This window comes from Sphingobacterium sp. lm-10 (genome assembly GCF_023554555.1).
Classification (GTDB): domain Bacteria; phylum Bacteroidota; class Bacteroidia; order Sphingobacteriales; family Sphingobacteriaceae; genus Sphingobacterium.
Genome location: NZ_JAMJWC010000002.1, coordinates 506,196 through 522,931 on the forward strand (window position 1 = coordinate 506,196; position 16,736 = coordinate 522,931).

Genomic DNA, 16,736 nt, shown 5'->3' on the forward strand with positions numbered 1-16,736 from the left:
ATCAATCTCCAGGCTCCTATGAACGAATCCACTTTCGTTATTCATACCTTACATCGCGGAAGATTTATTCAGATTCTGCTGGGATCTTTATTTGTCATCGGCATTGGCGCTTCCTATAGCAATATCGAGGAGATTCCTAAAATTATTGCGCTGCTGGTATGCTTACCCGTGCTTTTATTTTTAAGTGTGAAGTGGAGTCAGCAACCCTCGACATGGTCTATCACAGCGGGCGTGCTGCACATTGTGAAAGGGAGCAAAGAATGGGAAATCGATCTAATGGACATTACCTATGTTCAAAATCACATGCGTTCTGGAGGCAACTTAATTGCCATCCACCAAAAAAAGAAATTTCAACCTCTCCGTTTTTGGCGCAACAAGCTGTTTCAGTCTGTTGATGAAATGGCCGAAATGTTTCGTTATTTAGAATCAGCGGGTGTACCCGTTACATTGGCCTAAATTCTGGTAGGAGCTAAAAGCTTCCGTATCGCATATTTTTTACGAAGGTTCCTCAGCAATAGTTTCTTTTGTTTTGTATGTTTGGCTACTATGAAACGACTTTATACTTTTCTTTCCCTAAGCCTTTCTTTTTTCATGCTCCAAGCACAAGCGCAACGAAAGGGCTATTGGCAGCAGAAGGTGGACTATACTATGCATATTGATGTAAATGAAAACACGTATCAGTATGCTGGCGACATGAAATTACTGTATGCCAACAATTCTGGTAAAGAACTACACAAAGTGTATTTCCACTTGTATTTCAATGCCTTTCAGCCAGGCAGTATGATGGATTATCGTTTGCAAACTATTCCAGATCCAGACAAGAGAATGATGATAAAGCCAAACAATGCTGATACCCCACAAAGCCGCATCGCATTGCTTCAACCCAATGAGATTGGCTACCAGAAAATAAAATCTTTAACCTTTAATGGGGTGCCTGCTACGTACTCGGTAAGCGGCACTATTCTTACCGTGGAATTGCCAGCGGCATTGCAGGATGGTGCGGTGGGCGAATTCAACATGACCTGGGACGCGCAGGTGCCAGAGCAGATTCGTCGTAGTGGTCGTAACTCTAAAGAAGGTGTGGCGCTGTCGATGACACAATGGTATCCTAAGATGGCGCACTTCGACGATTATGGATGGCATTTGGATGAGTATGTAGCAAGGGAGTTTATAGCACCTTTTGGAGATTTTGATGTCACGATTCACTTGAATAAGGATTACGTAATAGGTGGATCAGGCAAATTGCAAAACCCGAAACAAGTAAAAGGCTATGACCCCTCTGCCAAGCCTAAGGCCGATAAAAACAATAAAGTCGCTTGGCATTTCAAGGCAAATCAGATTCATGATTTTGCCTGGGCGGCAGATCCCAAAATGGTGGTCGATTCTGCTCAAACGAAGGGAGGCGTGATGGTTTACACCGTTTTCTTACCGACCAATAGCGACGTCATTAAAAACTGGAAAACAGCACTCAATTTGTCTACCGAGTTTTTTGATTTTGCTTCTGCAAAATTTGGTGCTTATCCATGGCCTACCTACAGCATCGTGCAAGGGGGCGATGGTGGAATGGAGTATGGTACAGCGACGCTGGTTACAGGTGGGCGTAATTTAGCAGGGTTGGTGGGAGTGATTTTCCATGAAGCGGCACATTCCTGGTACCAGCATTTATTTGGTATCAATGAAACAGTGGATGAATGGTTTGACGAAGGCTTTACCAGCTATGTACAAGATCTAGCTTTTCAGGAGTTGTTTGACAAGAAAGGAGCTGTGGAAACCAATCCAATGATCGGTTCTTACCGGGCTTATTACAAGCTGGCACTTTCGGGCAAAGAAGAACCGATGAGTTTGTTAGCCGACTATTATAAAACCAACTACGCGTATACACAGGCGTCATACACCAAGGGCGCTGTGCTGGCAGAGCAACTGGGTTACATCATTGGCAAAGAAAACTTGGAGAAAACCTTCTTAGCCTTTTATGAGCGCTGGAAGTTCAAGCACCCCACCCCTCAAGATTTTAAACGCGTGGCAGAAGAGGTTTCAGGAATCAATCTGAAATGGTATTTCAACCTCTTTATTAACACCACACGCACGATTGATTATGGTATAGAAGACGTGTCGGATGAGCAAATTGTATTGCGCAATAAATCGGATATCGCCATGCCGCTCGATGTGCTGGTAGCGTATGAAGATGGCAGCCAGGAATTGTTTTATATCCCGCTTCGCGAGATGCGTGGGCAAAAGCCTGCTGAAGGGTTTGCGATGTACAGCAATGTAAAACGTACGGTATTGGAAGATTGGTTCTGGACGAAACCAACTTACAACATCAAACTATCTAAAAAGCCGAAGAAAGTGGTGATAGATCCTACTCAGCGCTTGGCGGATGTGGAATCTAGTGATAATACGCTGACGCGATAACAAACAAAAAGGCCAACTCAGAATGAGTTGGCCTTTTTGTTTGCTGAGGAAAGACGGGTTAGTTCAAGCCTCTTTTTTCCATTAAGTGTATCGGATTTGGATTAGCACCGCGGAAGGTACGGTACATTTCTGCCGGATTACCTGTTCCACCGCGCTCCAAGATATTGCGACGAAATGAACTTGCCGTAGATTGATCGTATAAGCCCTTTTCCTTGAACGCTGCAAATGCATCGGAATCCAATACCTCCGACCAGATGTAACTGTAGTATCCTGAAGAATATCCTCCAGAAAATATATGTTGGAAGTTTGTCGTTCTATAACGAGGGATAATGGCATCAATCAACCCAACTTTGCGCATAGCTGCATCTTCAAAAGCGATGGCATCTGTATTGATCGGAGAGGTAGCTGCATGGTAATTCATGTCCAGCAATGATGCTGCTAAGTACTCCACAGTTGCAAAACCTTGATCGAATGTTCCTGCTTTCTGCATTTTCTCAATTAACTCATCAGGAATAGCTTCACCTGTCTCATAGTGTTTTGCATACGATTTCATCACGGCTGGATCAGCGGCCCAGTTTTCCATGATTTGAGAAGGTAATTCTACGAAATCGCGTGGTACCGAAGTGCCGGATAGACTTTTGTATTTAACGTTAGATAATAAGCCATGCAATGCGTGACCAAACTCGTGAAACAAGGTGCTGGCTTCATCAAATGTAAGCAATGCTGGCTTGTCGCCAACGGGTTTAGTAAAGTTGCAGACAATAGAAACGACCGGAGCAACACGCTTCCCGTCTTTGCTGTACTGAGAGCGGTAAGATGTCATCCATGCGCCAGAGCGTTTAGAATCACGTGGAAAAAAATCAGCGTATAGAATTCCGAGGTGGGAGCCATCTTTGTCTTTTACTTCATATACTTCCACTTCCTGATGGTATACCGGAACATTATTTAAGGCTACGAAACTCAATCCCCACAACTTAGCCGCAGTTTGGAAAGCACCCTCGCGTACTTCTGCTAATCCGAAATAGGGTCTGATTTCTTCTTCATTTAATGCAAAACGCTTCATGCGTACTTTTTCTGCATAATAACGCCAGTCGTAAGGAGCCACCTGAAAGGTGTCGCCTGCCAACTTAATCTCTTGTTGCAAATCGGCTTCCTCCACTTTTGCTTTGGCCAAAGCCGGGCCCCAAAGTTTATTTAATAAGTTTAGAACATTGTCTGGGTTTTCTGCCATAGACTCCTCCAATACATAAGCAGCATGGGAAGGATAACCCAAAAGTTTTGCTTTTTCTAATCGTAAGTTGGCAATTTCAATCGCATTTTTTTTGTTGTCAAAATCGCCACCATTGTTGCCACGCATCTGATAGGCATTCCAGATTTCTTTACGAAGCTCACGATTATCAGCATATTGAAGAAAAGGCATTACCGATGGGTTCGATAAGGTAAATACCCACTTTCCTTCTTTACCCTTTTGCTTGGCAGTAGCCGCTGCTGCAGCGCGCACGCCCTCAGGTAAACCAGACAGGTCTTTCTCATCCTCGATTACCAGTTCGTATGTTTTCGCTTCTGCAGGCAAGTTTTCGCCAAATGAGTTAGTTAGTGTAGACAGTTTTGAATTGATTCCCTTCAGTTTTTCTTTACTTTCTTCAGGAAGGTTGGCTCCCGAACGAACAAATCCCTTGTAGGTTTCTTCCAATAGTTTGATGTCTTCTTTATCCAAACCCAAATGATCCTTATGATCGTATACCGCTTTTACGCGAGCAAATAGTTTTGCGTTTAATTGGATCTCATCTCTGTGTGCAGAAAGCACCGGAGCCATGTCAGCTGCTATAGCTTGTAGAGAATCTGTTTTGTTCGCAGAGTTCAGGTTGCCAAATATCACCGATACCTGGCTCAACATAGATCCCGCATTTTCCAAGGCAACAATAGTATTTTGAAAGGTAGGGTCTTCCTCATTGTTAAGAATAGAGTCTATCTCTGTGTTGTGAAGTTTTATCGCTTCATCATAAGCCGGACGAAAATGTTCGTCTTTGATTTTATCAAACGGCGGGACATTAAAAGGAGTGTCAAAGTATCCTAACAAAGGGTTGTCCGTAGAGTCATTTCGGTTAGACTCTCCACAACCTACTACAATAGATGTTACCACCATGCAGATAGGAAGTAATCGCTTTTTAATCATGTAACGTATGTTTAGTTGTCGAAATTTTACGTACAAATGTAGGTATTAATTTCAACTGTATCACGCACGATGACTAACGTGATGAATGGTGTGGTGGACACACTATAAACTACAACTTTCCTACCATCTGATAGACTTCCATCATATAACTGGCTTCTTCGAGAGATAGGATGAAATTCGCCCAATCAGAGAAGGTGAATGTTAATGCCAGCTCAGGGAGTGGTGTTGGCAGCATCATGCGCACGACGCCATCTGGACAGGTAAAGAATTTTTCTCTTCCCTTATAATCGTATACGCTTTGCACAAAGCTTTGGAAATGTCCAGCATCAAAGGACAATAAAGACGAATCCTGCCAAATGTAATGTGCTTTGCATTGATCGCAATAAGTGATGGATGTTTGCCCGTTGGCGCTGAGCAATCTGGATTGACACATATTATTTATATTTATTTAGATCAAATATAAATAAGAATATTGCTTTGTCAAAATATTTTCCACCAAGGTTTGGTAATACCTACATACCAGGTGCCGAATACTCCGTCTAAATATTTTATTAGCAGTTAATTTTATCCCAAAAAATATAAAATACTTGATTTTGGAAATTTTCGCTAAAGTTATTATCAGCATAGTTGGAGTGATGCTTTAATAGTCAGTTTTTTTTTCAACCTTTGAACATTGATATTCGTAACTGGCCATGAAAATTACAATTCTGACTCCTGATATCCCATATCCTTTACACATGGGGGGCAATGTTGCTCAATTTGCTTTCTCAGATTATTTGAGGCATAAAATATCTATTACCTATATTTTCGAAATTTTTAATCAAGATGACGAGAAATCTGCGAATGAATTACAAGAGCTATGGGATAATGTAAAGATTATTAGAGTGTATAATGATCAATATCATCTTTCGAAACCACTGACAATTCTGGAGAGAATTTTTCGAAAAATTAGTGTGGTAGCGAGTCGTTTAAGTGGTGCAAGGATGTACGAAAGTCTGCCAGGTAAATCCAACCCCATTTTTAGCAATGCTTTATGGTACGTAAAACCCTTTTCTGAAGGTTTTATAACTGCTATTTTAGAACACATTTCGGTAGATAGCCCTGATCTAATTCAGGTTGAGCACTCTAGAGGATTATGCCTTGCTGATTTGGAGACGGGCGATATCCCAAAAGTATTTATTCACCATGAAGTTCAATTTGGGATGTTAGAGTCGTTAGGAAAATATGATGCTATAAATGTTTTCTCAAGGTACACGATAGACCTTACGAAGAATATTGAGTGCAATCTTTTACGGAAATTTCACTCTATTTTAACGTTTAGTGAAAATGACAAACAGAAATTGATAGCTGAAGGGTTGGAGAATGTAGAATCGATACCTTTTCCCATCCTTTCTAGTGAATTTGGGAGGAAAAAGAAATGTATAAACATTGACAAATTATTATTTGTTGGTGGAGATTGGCATTACCCGAATTATGATGCAGTATCTTGGTATGCTTCAGAATTAGGAGAAGATATTTATAATAATTTTGGCTTAAAACTTCATGTCGTAGGTCGGTGGAGAAAGCAAAATATCGACTATCTTAAAAGTGACTTTGTGATTTTTGAAGGGTTCGTAAAAGATCTCAATGAGTTTGGAATCCATGCTATTCATATTCTTCCTATACGTATGGGGGGAGGTATACGAACAAAACTTCTAAGTGCGATTGCAAACTTCCAGCCAATTATAACGACTGTAATAGGAGCAGATGGTATAAGCGTAGAAGATGGGAAACATGTTTACTTTGCGGATTCTAAAATTCAATTCATTGATGCAATTTCAAAAATTTTGAAAGATCAAACGCAGTCATTAACTATGTGCAACAATGCATTCGAATTTTTGCGTGAGACATTTGATCAAGAAAAATTAGCCAATAGAAGGCTGCAGTTGTATAAGAAGCTACTATTTACAAAAGAATAATTGCCAAGACAATACTTTTGTTGTTAGATCATTTCATCAAAATATTTTCCACCAAGGTTTGGTAATGCCTACATACCAGGTGCCATTTTCTTCCTTTACAGGATAGGTGTTGATGTAGTTTCCTTGCCCTGGATTTCCTCGTCCCGTCTGGATGTCAAACCCATGGCGGTGAAACGGACAAATCAATTTGCCGCCTTCGCACCAGCCTTGAGATAGGTCAGCACCGGCATGAGGGCATTTGGCACTAGTAATATGGGGTGTACCCGATTGGTAGATAATACAAAGTTTCTTGCCATCTACCTGTATCTCTGATACACCTTCTTTTTTTGGGAGTTTAAATTCGTGCCATATCATATATAAAGATGAACAAATTGTAGGCATAATCGTTGCATATAAATGCAGATTGGCACAGAGTTAGATCTCGCATCTATTGATTATCTTTGTATACTATGTCGAAAAATTTACAAGTTACCATTGACAAGGATTCAGGTTTTTGTTTTGGAGTCGTCTATGCCATAGATATGGCTGAAGAGATTTTAGAAGAAGAAGGGCAACTTTATTGTCTGGGCGACATAGTACATAATGATGAAGAGGTAGCAAGGCTAAAGGCTAAAGGACTACAGATCATTAGTCATGCCGATTTGCCGGGGTTGCAAAATGCAAAAGTATTGATTCGTGCACACGGCGAGGCGCCAGAAACGTACCGAACTGCACTTGAAAATAACATTACGCTGATCGATGCATCATGTCCTGTAGTATTAAAATTGCAAAATCGCATTAAAACATCGCATGATAACGCCGAAAAAATTCTAATTTTTGGTAAACACGGTCATGCCGAGGTGATTGGTCTGAAAGGCCAGACTAACGATGAAGCGCTCGTTTTTCAGGATATTGCTGAGCTGGACGACGTGGAACTGCCAGAGTCATTTACTTTATACAGCCAAACGACTAAGAGTGTCGATAAATTCTATTCGATTAAAGAGGAGTTAATCAATCGCGGTTATCAAGTGAAAGCGAATGATACCATCTGCCGACAAGTATCTAATCGGTACGAGGATTTGCTGGGCTTCGCGAAAGCATACGATCGTATAGTCTTTGTTTCCGGAAAGAAATCTTCCAATGGGAAAGTATTATATGAAGTGTGCAAAACTGCGAACCCTAACAGCTACTTTGTGTCTGATGTAACTGAACTGGACTCGACGCTTTTTCAAACAAACGAGTCGGTGGGCATCTGCGGTGCTACTTCGACTCCGATGTGGTTAATGAAAGATGTAAAGGCATCACTCGAGACGCTCTAAGGTCATTTTTACATCACATTGCGCGCTTATAACAAGCCGCATAACCGAGAAATCTTAAATTTGCTGGTACATGAAGAAGAGTGCAAAAAAAGGCATATTGCTGGTACAATTGGGTACACCAGATAAGCCTACTACCCGTGATGTTGGTCGTTATTTAGATGAGTTTTTGATGGATGGACGGGTGATTGACATTCCCTATATAACAAGAGCTTTGCTGGTGAAAGGGGCTATTGTACCTCGCAGAGCGCCTAAGTCTGCTGCTACATACAAAACTATTTGGGACGAGGAGACAGGTTCGCCTTTGATGTATTATAGCGTTAAGCAACAGGAAATGTTGCAGGCAGCTTTGGGCGAAGAATACCACGTGGCTTTAGCGATGCGTTATCAAAACCCCTCACTCGTCGATGTGCTCAGTGAGATGGAAGGGATCTTGTTAGATTCTATACGTGTAATCCCCATGTTTCCGCAGTACGCATCTGCTACAACGGGCTCGGTCATAGACCGTGTAATGGAGATCGTTCGCAAATGGCAATATATTCCGTCGATTAGTTTTGTGAATAGCTTTTGTGAGGATGATCTTTTGGTTGATGTAATTGCCGAACATGCACAACGACATGATCTCAATAGCTTCGATCATATCCTTTTCAGCTACCACGGACTGCCGGTCAGGCAATTGCAAAAAATCAATCCACGCAAAGACGAGGCTTGTGAGAGTAATGGATGTGCGGTATGCAGAGAAAGTACCAATCCGTACTGTTATGTATCGCAATGTTATGCCACTACTCGGGCTATCGTGCAGAAACTAGGACTTCAGCCAGAGCAGTACTCCGTATGCTTTCAATCCCGATTGGGCAAGACGCCGTGGATACAACCCTATACCTCAGATTCTTTGCACGATTTGGCAACAGCGGGCAAAAAGCGTTTATTGGTGTTTAGTCCGGCTTTCGTGGCAGATTGTATCGAAACGCTAGATGAGATACAAGTAGAATATGCTGACGAATTTAAAGCGTTGGGCGGTGAAGAGGTCGCAATGGTAGAAAGCCTGAATCTTAATCCGAAATGGATTGCCTCTTTAAAACGTTTGGCATTAAATGAAAGTAATTAACTATGATGATTATTTATAATACCATTTTACTCTTTGTTTTTGACTTATACATATTCTTTGCGCTAAGGAGCTCGGGTATACAATTTGCCAAAAAGAAATGGTTTAGCTGGGTATGGTGGGGGTACAGTGTCGCGTTGGCTATAGGCGTACTAATCTCTTACAAATATAGTATCCCACTGATGTACCGATCCATTATATTGGTAGCTTTTTTTATAACGGTTGTGTGCAAGCTGATCTATGTGATTATTTTGCTGATCGACGATATTCGTCGCGGAGGCGTATGGCTAGCTAGACTATTTAGTCAGAAAAAGCCGAACCCCGTGATCGAGGAACAACAAGAACGCGTTGACACGCAAAAGGAAGGTATTAGCCGTTCTGATTTCTTATTGAAATCTGGGATTGCAGTAGCGTCCATCCCGTTTTTTCCACTCACTTGGGGAGTTGTTTCTAGTGCATACGATTACAAAGTGCGCCATCAGAAGCTGTATTTTCCAAACCTCCCAAAGGAATTTCATGGCATGAAGTTAGGTCAGTTGTCTGACGTACACTCCGGCTCCTTTTACAACCGAAAAGCAGTGTTAGGTGGTGTAGAAATGCTATTGGCAGAGAAGCCAGACTTGATTTTTTTTACAGGAGATTTGGTCAACAATGAGGCATCGGAAATGCGCGATTATCAAGATATTTTCTCCAAAGTGAAAGCCGAATTGGGCGTATTCTCTGTGTTGGGAAACCACGATTATGGTGATTATAAGTATGGATTTGAAGATTCGGCTGCTAAGCGCAAAAATTTCAAAGACCTGATAGAGACGCACAAAGTTATGGGGTGGGATCTTCTTCGCGATGAGCATCGCCGAATTACGATGGGTAATGAAAGTATTTCTATTGTCGGTGTTGAAAACTGGGGCATGGGCAGATTTCCTAAAAAGGGAGATCTTGCTAAAGCCTTGAAAGGCACAGAGGAAGATGCCGTCAAATTGCTGATGTCGCACGATCCATCACATTGGCGTGCACAAGTATTGGATACGGATGTGGATGCGATGTTTGCCGGACATACGCACGGTATGCAGTTTGGCGTGCGCGCAGAAAACTTTCAATGGAGTCCAGCACAGTATATTTATCCAGAGTGGGCAGGATTGTACCAAGAGGGCAACAAGCAATTGTACGTGAATACAGGCTTTGGCTTCTTAGGCTACCCAGGCAGAGTAGGTGTATTGCCAGAGATCACGATCTTCGAGTTACTTCGAGGACAGGGATAATATTCCTTTTTGTCTGGATGTTAAATTAATGATAGCAGGGCTTGCTTCAAGTCTGCTTTCAGATCATCGATGTGCTCTATGCCTACCGAGATGCGCAGTAAACCTAGGGGAAATAAAGGTTTAACTCCGGCTTCGCGCTGTTGCACAGAGTTCCAAAGGCTCGCGGGGTGTGTAACCAAAGATTCCACACCGCCTAAGCTAACGGCATTGGCAAAAATTTCAAGTTGCTTTAATACCGTCTGCGCGTTGCTATAGCCGATTTGTTCGCTATCTCCTGATAATTCTATCGTGAGCATTCCTGTAAATCCATGCATTTGTTTCTTTGCCAAAGCATGCTGCGAATGAGATGGTAAGCCGGCGTAGGTTACTTTTTTAATCCCTTGCTGCCCCTCCAGCCAAGTGGCAAGTTCTAATGCGTTTTCGTTGATTTGTTTGATCCGAAGAGTAAGAGTTTTCAAACCTCGTAATAATAGCCAAGAATCCATCGGGCTGAGGGAGGCGCCTAGTAAGAGTGATTTGCGCCAGGCTTGATGAATAAATTCTTTGCTGCCGCAAATAGCCCCTGCGGTAAGGTCGCTATGTCCTCCCAAGTATTTGGTCGCGCTATGTACTACAGCATCTATACCAAAATCACGCGGTGTTTGGTTTATAGGTGATGCAAAGGTGTTGTCTACGATTGTAAAAATCTTATTATTTCGAGCCAATTGCGCTACCGCTTCCAAATCTGTGATTTCTAGGTTCGGATTAGAGGGCGTTTCTACATAAATCAACTTGGTGTTTTTCTGTACGGCCGCTTCGAAATTCGCGATGTCCGTTTGATCAACGTGCGTAACCTCAATGCCATAGGCGGGAAGAAACTCCTTAAAGAATACCTGCGCAGCAGCATAGTGTGCATGTTGCGCAATAACATGATCTCCTGCTACAACACAAGTCAATACTGCAGTAGAAATGGCAGCCATACCCGTAGCTAGAAGAAGGGCATCTTCTGTTTTCTCTAGTTTAGCTAATATTTCACCTAGCTGGCTATTTGTGGGATTTCCGTGCCGATGATAGAAGAAAGGCGATTTGGTGGAAGTGGCATCCGCTAGTTGTTCATCAATGGTTTCGCCAGCAATATACGTGGCAGTTTGGTAAATTGGGGGCGTAATTGCCCGTGTCTCATTGTACTGCTCACCCTTATGAATCAAATCGGTTTCCAAATTCCTCATCGCGTCTTTTTTTCTAATATACAAAAAAGTCTGGTAAACCAGTAGACTATAGGTGGTAGGTCGGTAGAGATATTACAATACTTCGAGCAGCTTGGTTCTTAAATCTTCACCATGAAGATTTCTACCGATAATGATTCCTTTAGGATCTACCAGAATATTTTGGGGAATTGCTTTTACCCCATAAATTAAGCTGGCGTAGTTATTCCAGCCTTGGAGATCAGAGATGTGTTTCCAGCTCAAATTATCATCTTTAACGGCTTTTGCCCAATTATCAAACTCTGAATCAAATGAAATACCGAGAATCTCAAAGTTTTTACCTTTAAATTCATTGTATAGCGCCACTAATTTCGGATTTTCAGCACGACAAGGAGGGCACCAGCTTGCCCAAAAATCTACTAACACATACTGCCCTTGCAGGTCCGAAAGTGCGTAAGGTGATCCTTCTAGGTCAAATTGTGTAATACTAGGGGCTTTCTTACCAACCGAACTGCTTTCCAAGGCTTTTAAATAACGGTCGAAAACCTGCCCTTGTGTGGTTTTTCTTACCTTCTTGTCCAATGTTTTAAATAGTGCCGTCAATTCTTTGTAATCAGGGTCGTAGCCGCCGACTTTCTGGATCAATGCAATGCTGCCCACGTCTTTTTTATTTGCTGCTATTTTTTCCAGTAATTCCTCCTTAGATTGTGCAATTGCTAGGATGGGCAAACAAAATATCAATAATGCAATTAATGACTTCATAAAATTCGTCGTTTTTGTAAAATTAATTAAAGTTAGACTTGGTAAGATGAAAAAGTTTAAATAGCAAAGATCATCTTCTAATCATACTAGAAATGATTTGTCTACAATTGAATATATTTGCCCAATATTCTTCGATCCGGCCAAAATTTTCTGTGTTTTTCGTTACATTTGCTATTCTACACTACCGTAATTTAAACTTATTTTTAATAGAATGGCCAGATTAAATTTATTAGAAGAAACTCGGTTTGAGAAGGTGCCTGTGAAGGTATATCCAACGGCTGACGAGGCGTCGATAGACGTAGCCCATCGTATTTCACACTTAATTCAAAGCAAGCAGCACAATGGTGAAAAGGCAATCTTAGGATTGGCTACTGGAGCTACACCAATTAAAGTGTATCGGGAGTTGGTACGTCTACACCGCGAGGAAGGATTAAGCTTTCAAAATGTGGTGACTTTCAACCTGGATGAATACTATCCGATGCAGCCAACGGCAGACCAGAGTTATGTTTCTTTTATGAAAAAACATCTATTTGACCTGGTAGACATTCCGGTAGAAAATATTCATATCCCGGACGGTACGGTCGATCCAGAGCAGGTACATGCTTATTGCGAAGATTACGAACGAAAAATCAGCAGCTATGGCGGCTTGGATATTCAATTGTTGGGTATTGGTCGTACCGGGCACATTGGTTTCAATGAGCCAGGTTCTGCTCCGAATTCGGGTACGCGTTTAGTCACTTTGGATGACTTGACGCGAAGAGATGCTTCAAGAGATTTTGGTGGAAAGGAAAATGTACCTACCAAAGCAATCACGATGGGCGTCGGCACGATCTTCAAAGCGAAGGAAATTATCCTGATGGCTTGGAATGAGAAGAAAGCCGAAATTGTTAAGAAGGCGATCGAAGGTGAACTTTCTGCCGACATTCCTGCAACCTACTTGCAGCTATCCGAAAATGTAGAGTTCATCTTGGATCAGGATGCTGCCTCTTTGCTGACGCGCTTTGACACACCTTGGTTGGCCGAGGATGTGGTATGGACAGATGAATTAGCGAAAAAGGCGGTAGTCTGGCTTTCTCTGGAGTTAGACAAAGCCATTTTGAAGCTTACAGACGACGATTATAATACACATGGTATGGCACAGTTGGTTACTGAAAAGGGGCCAGCATACGGTATCAATATTCGGGTGTTCAACGAATTGCAACGCACGATTACAGGTTGGCCAGGTGGCAAGCCGGGAGTTGATGATTCTAATCGTCCGGAGCGTGCAGAACCTGCCTCCAAAAATGTCATTCTTTTCTCTCCACATCCAGATGACGATGTGATCTCGATGGGAGGAACATTTATTCGCCTAGCAGATCAAGGCCATCAAGTACATGTGGCTTACCAGACTTCTGGAAATACGGCGGTGTGGGATGATGATGTGCTGCGCTATCTTGAATTTGTTATCGATTTTGCATCAATCGGTGAAGAAAAACAGGCGAAACAACAGATATACGATGATGCAAGAGCCTTCTTTGCTTCTAAAAGGCCTAATCAAGTCGATCCTGAAGTCATACGAACTATCAAAGGTTTGATCCGTAAAGGCGAAGCTATTGCGGGAGCACGCTTTGTCGGTTTGCCAGATGAACATATCCATTTTCAGGATTTGCCGTTCTACGATCGAGGCAAATTTTCTAAGGAAATAGACTTTGAAGATGATATACAACAAACCATGGAGTTACTGCGTCATGTAAAACCTCAACAGGTATTTGCAGCGGGAGATTTCGCGGATCCTCATGGGACACATAGAGTCTGTTTTGATATTATTTTGCAGGCACTGCTCCGGTTGAGAGAAACCGATGAGTGGACAAAAGACTGCTGGTTGTGGTTGTATCGTGGCGCTTGGCATGAATATCCAATTCATGAAATTGAAATGGCCGTGCCACTATCTCCGCAAGAGGTAAAACGTAAACGTATCGCAATCTTCAAGCACCAATCGCAGAAAGATGTGCCCGTGTTCCCAGGAGATGATCCTCGTGAATTTTGGGTGCGCGCAGAGGATCGTACCAGCGAAACGGCAGGTTTATATCACAAATTAGGATTGGCAAATTACGAAGCGATTGAAGCATTCGTGCGCTGGAAATTCTAAATTCATACCATTTATTGCGGCAGCAATAATAAAAATAGGCCTTTCGAAACTCATTTTCGGAAGGCCTATTGCTTTACCAATAGTTGCGGTAACAAAGCCTCCATCGCTTTTTTAATATACTTATCGTCCCGGTTTTTTACTTTGAAATACGCCTCGCGGCCAAAATAGTACCTTCCAACCAGCGCCTCAATATCGGTCTGAATCAGATCGTGCAAATCGCGCTGTTTTTGTGGCGATACCTCAATTCCCCCTGTAACATTGAGAAACCGAATAAAGGCGAGGTACTCACTATATGGCAAATCATAACCTTGCAAAAAGTTCTCGATAGAATACGCCGGAAGCTGTTTGGTAAAGCGCTCGTAGACAAACTGATCTAGGTAGCTAGACTTTGTGATCTGCTGATATAAAAGGCTCAACTCATTATAATCTCTAGGAATCAATACGTCGGGGACAATGCCGCCACCGCTATATACTTCCCGACCCATACCCGTTTTGTAGGCCTGCCCGTGTGCGTAGAGCGTATCTAAAGCCCATAAACCTTTGGTCATGCCGACAGATGAGTCCATATTAGACCAGTTCGCTCTATATTTCTTTTGGATACTTCTACCCAGAGGGGTGAAGTACTTGGCAATGCTCAGGTTAATGGTAGAGCCGTCAGCGAAATCAAACTGCTCCTGCACAATGCCTTTACCATAGCTTCGCCGGCCGATGATGGTGCCGCGATCCCAGTCTTGGATGGCGCCAGCAACGACCTCACTAGCAGATGCCGTACGATCGTTAACCAATACCACCAACTTCCCGTCTTTAAACTCTCCCGGACGCTCCGAAAAGTATTCCCGACGTTTCTCATGCGCTCCTTCGGTATATACAATTAGACGTTTGTCTGCGAAGAATTCGCCAGCCAACTGAATGGCTACGTGAAAGTACCCCCCGCCATTATCACGAAGATCTAATACCAAACTTTGTGCGCCCTGTTTCTTGAGCTGAATGATTGCCGAGCGAAACTCATCTGCGGTGCGCTGCCCAAATCTACGGATGCGAACGAACCCTACGGTCGGCTCAATCATGTAAGCAACGTCTAATGAGCTTACATTGATCTGATCGCGGATAGCTTTTATCGGAACAGGAAGCTCAATATTGTCCCGTTTGATATGAAAGCTCACTTCCGTACCACGATTGCCTCGGATCAACCTATCCACTTCCTCTTTGGATATGCCTACGCCTGCTAACTGCTTGTTGTCGATGCGTAGAATGCGATCACCAACTTTAAACCCCGCTTTGTCGGCTGGTCCGTTTGTGATTAGCCCTACAATAAGGAGTGTATCATTGAGGTTGAAATACTCCATTCCAATGCCTTCAAAAGTTCCTTCCAGAATCTCAGTTTGCGATTGAGATTCTTTTGGTAGCAGAAAGGTAGAATAAGGATCTAGATGGGCAATAATGTGGTTAATCGCCCCGTTTTGTATAGAGTCGGTATTAATGCTATCCACATAGGCAGCAGAGATAAGATCTACAACTTGTTGTAATTTATACGTGTTGTCTGAAAGGCCGATAGGTACCAACGTATTGCCCGGCTTATTACCTTGCTGATCTGCATAATTTTGTCCCAAAATTAACCCCAGCACTAAGGTCGCGCCATAAGTGGCGGCAACAAAAATATTTTTCCTAGTCTCCTTCTGCATCTACGTGGTTTGGACAGCAAAATTACTTGCAAAATCACAATGTTAAGAATGTAATAACAATTATTTTATCTGCAAAATGCAGTCCAACAAATTTTTATAAAAATAAATAATTTGTAATATTTGAAAAAATCTTTAAATGCACGAAATAGAGCCTTTTTACAACTGGAGAGATGATTACATTGCCTCGGAAGATGAGCGAAGTCCATTTTTCGGGATAGAGTACAGTGAGTTTGAATTTGATAAGAAGATCTACAACTTTCTGCTGCACCCGCAGTGGGATGAGTTCGGGTCGAATACATTATACCTCAAAATATTATATGCCGACTACGATCGTGGTTACGCAATTATTGAGCTGATCGGAGAGTGGAATGATGCGATCTACAACGACATCATGTTGATGAAGCGAGAAATTATCGACATGCTGATTGATGCCGGGGTCAGCCAATTTGTATTAATCGGCGAGAACGTATTGAACTTTCATGCATCGGATGATTCTTATTACGAGGAATGGTTTCAGGATATTGAAGATGGATGGATCGTGGGTCTCAACTTCCGACCGCATGTGATTGAAGAATTTGTGCGCAATCAGATCGATTATTATGTGAGCTTTGGCGATTATCTAAATAATTTTCCATGGCGTACGCTAAAGCCTAAACAACTGTATCATCACATCAGGGAACACATGACCAGAAGATTGGGTATGTGACCTTAATGTGACATTTCAACTTGTCTAGGGTGGCCTGTGGATTCCATAAGCAGGCTTATTTTCATTAAC

General features: G+C 42.3%; 14 protein-coding genes. 8 read left to right on the forward strand and 6 right to left on the reverse strand.

The genetic code is table 11. The features are described from left to right. The first annotated feature begins 18 nt into the window (after positions 1–18). Positions 19–456 (forward strand): hypothetical protein, encoded by a 438-nt coding sequence (locus M8998_RS12175; protein WP_249993236.1) that lies wholly within the window; start codon positions 19–21, stop codon positions 454–456. A 90-nt stretch (positions 457–546) separates the two neighbouring features. Next, a complete protein-coding gene (locus tag M8998_RS12180; protein WP_249993238.1) occupies positions 547–2,412 on the forward strand; it encodes a M1 family metallopeptidase in 1,866 nt (621 codons plus the stop codon). Between the two features lie 58 nt (positions 2,413–2,470). On the opposite strand, the gene M8998_RS12185 is transcribed toward M8998_RS12180, so the two are convergent. Together M8998_RS12185 and M8998_RS12190 are read right to left on the reverse strand one after the other, a co-directional pair. Then, entirely contained in the window at positions 2,471–4,588 is a 2,118-nt protein-coding gene (locus tag M8998_RS12185) for a M3 family metallopeptidase (protein WP_249993240.1), read from the reverse strand. A 109-nt stretch (positions 4,589–4,697) separates the two neighbouring features. Then, positions 4,698–5,021 carry a hypothetical protein gene (locus M8998_RS12190; RefSeq protein WP_249993242.1) on the reverse strand — a complete coding sequence of 108 codons (324 nt, stop codon included), beginning with the start codon at positions 5,019–5,021 and terminating at the stop codon, positions 4,698–4,700. Between the two features lie 259 nt (positions 5,022–5,280). Between M8998_RS12190 and M8998_RS12195 the strand changes: the two genes are divergently transcribed. Beyond that, on the forward strand, positions 5,281–6,546 hold the full coding sequence (locus tag M8998_RS12195) for a glycosyltransferase (RefSeq protein WP_249993244.1): 1,266 nt from the start codon (positions 5,281–5,283) through the stop codon (positions 6,544–6,546). Between the two features lie 36 nt (positions 6,547–6,582). Here the strand turns inward: M8998_RS12195 and M8998_RS12200 are convergent, their stop codons facing one another. Beyond that, complete coding sequence (locus M8998_RS12200; protein WP_249993246.1) at positions 6,583–6,900, reverse strand: Rieske (2Fe-2S) protein; 318 nt, start codon at positions 6,898–6,900, stop codon at positions 6,583–6,585. Between the two features lie 95 nt (positions 6,901–6,995). Here M8998_RS12200 and M8998_RS12205 point away from each other — a divergent pair, with 95 nt between their 5' ends. From M8998_RS12205 to M8998_RS12215, 3 genes are all read left to right on the forward strand, one after another. Then, complete coding sequence (locus M8998_RS12205; protein ID WP_249993248.1) at positions 6,996–7,844, forward strand: 4-hydroxy-3-methylbut-2-enyl diphosphate reductase; 849 nt, start codon at positions 6,996–6,998, stop codon at positions 7,842–7,844. A gap of 70 nt (positions 7,845–7,914) precedes the next feature. Next, a complete protein-coding gene (gene hemH, locus M8998_RS12210; RefSeq protein ID WP_249993250.1) occupies positions 7,915–8,949 on the forward strand; it encodes a ferrochelatase in 1,035 nt (344 codons plus the stop codon). Positions 8,950–8,951: 2 nt separating this feature from the next. Further along, positions 8,952–10,205: a metallophosphoesterase gene (locus M8998_RS12215; protein ID WP_249993252.1), complete on the forward strand. Its 1,254-nt coding sequence runs from the start codon at positions 8,952–8,954 to the stop codon at positions 10,203–10,205. A gap of 20 nt (positions 10,206–10,225) precedes the next feature. Here the strand turns inward: M8998_RS12215 and M8998_RS12220 are convergent, their stop codons facing one another. Beyond that, on the reverse strand, positions 10,226–11,413 hold the full coding sequence (locus M8998_RS12220) for a trans-sulfuration enzyme family protein (protein ID WP_249993254.1): 1,188 nt from the start codon (positions 11,411–11,413) through the stop codon (positions 10,226–10,228). A gap of 72 nt (positions 11,414–11,485) precedes the next feature. Then, positions 11,486–12,151 (reverse strand): TlpA family protein disulfide reductase, encoded by a 666-nt coding sequence (locus M8998_RS12225; RefSeq protein WP_249993257.1) that lies wholly within the window; start codon positions 12,149–12,151, stop codon positions 11,486–11,488. A 211-nt stretch (positions 12,152–12,362) separates the two neighbouring features. Here M8998_RS12225 and nagB point away from each other — a divergent pair, with 211 nt between their 5' ends. Further along, entirely contained in the window at positions 12,363–14,279 is a 1,917-nt protein-coding gene (gene nagB, locus M8998_RS12230) for a glucosamine-6-phosphate deaminase (protein WP_249993259.1), read from the forward strand. Positions 14,280–14,344: 65 nt separating this feature from the next. Here nagB and M8998_RS12235 read toward each other — a convergent pair whose 3' ends face one another. Continuing rightward, on the reverse strand, positions 14,345–15,961 hold the full coding sequence (locus M8998_RS12235; RefSeq protein WP_249993261.1) for a S41 family peptidase: 1,617 nt from the start codon (positions 15,959–15,961) through the stop codon (positions 14,345–14,347). A 136-nt stretch (positions 15,962–16,097) separates the two neighbouring features. Between M8998_RS12235 and M8998_RS12240 the strand changes: the two genes are divergently transcribed. After that, a complete protein-coding gene (locus tag M8998_RS12240; protein ID WP_249993263.1) occupies positions 16,098–16,667 on the forward strand; it encodes a hypothetical protein in 570 nt (189 codons plus the stop codon). The last annotated feature ends 69 nt before the right edge of the window (positions 16,668–16,736 follow it).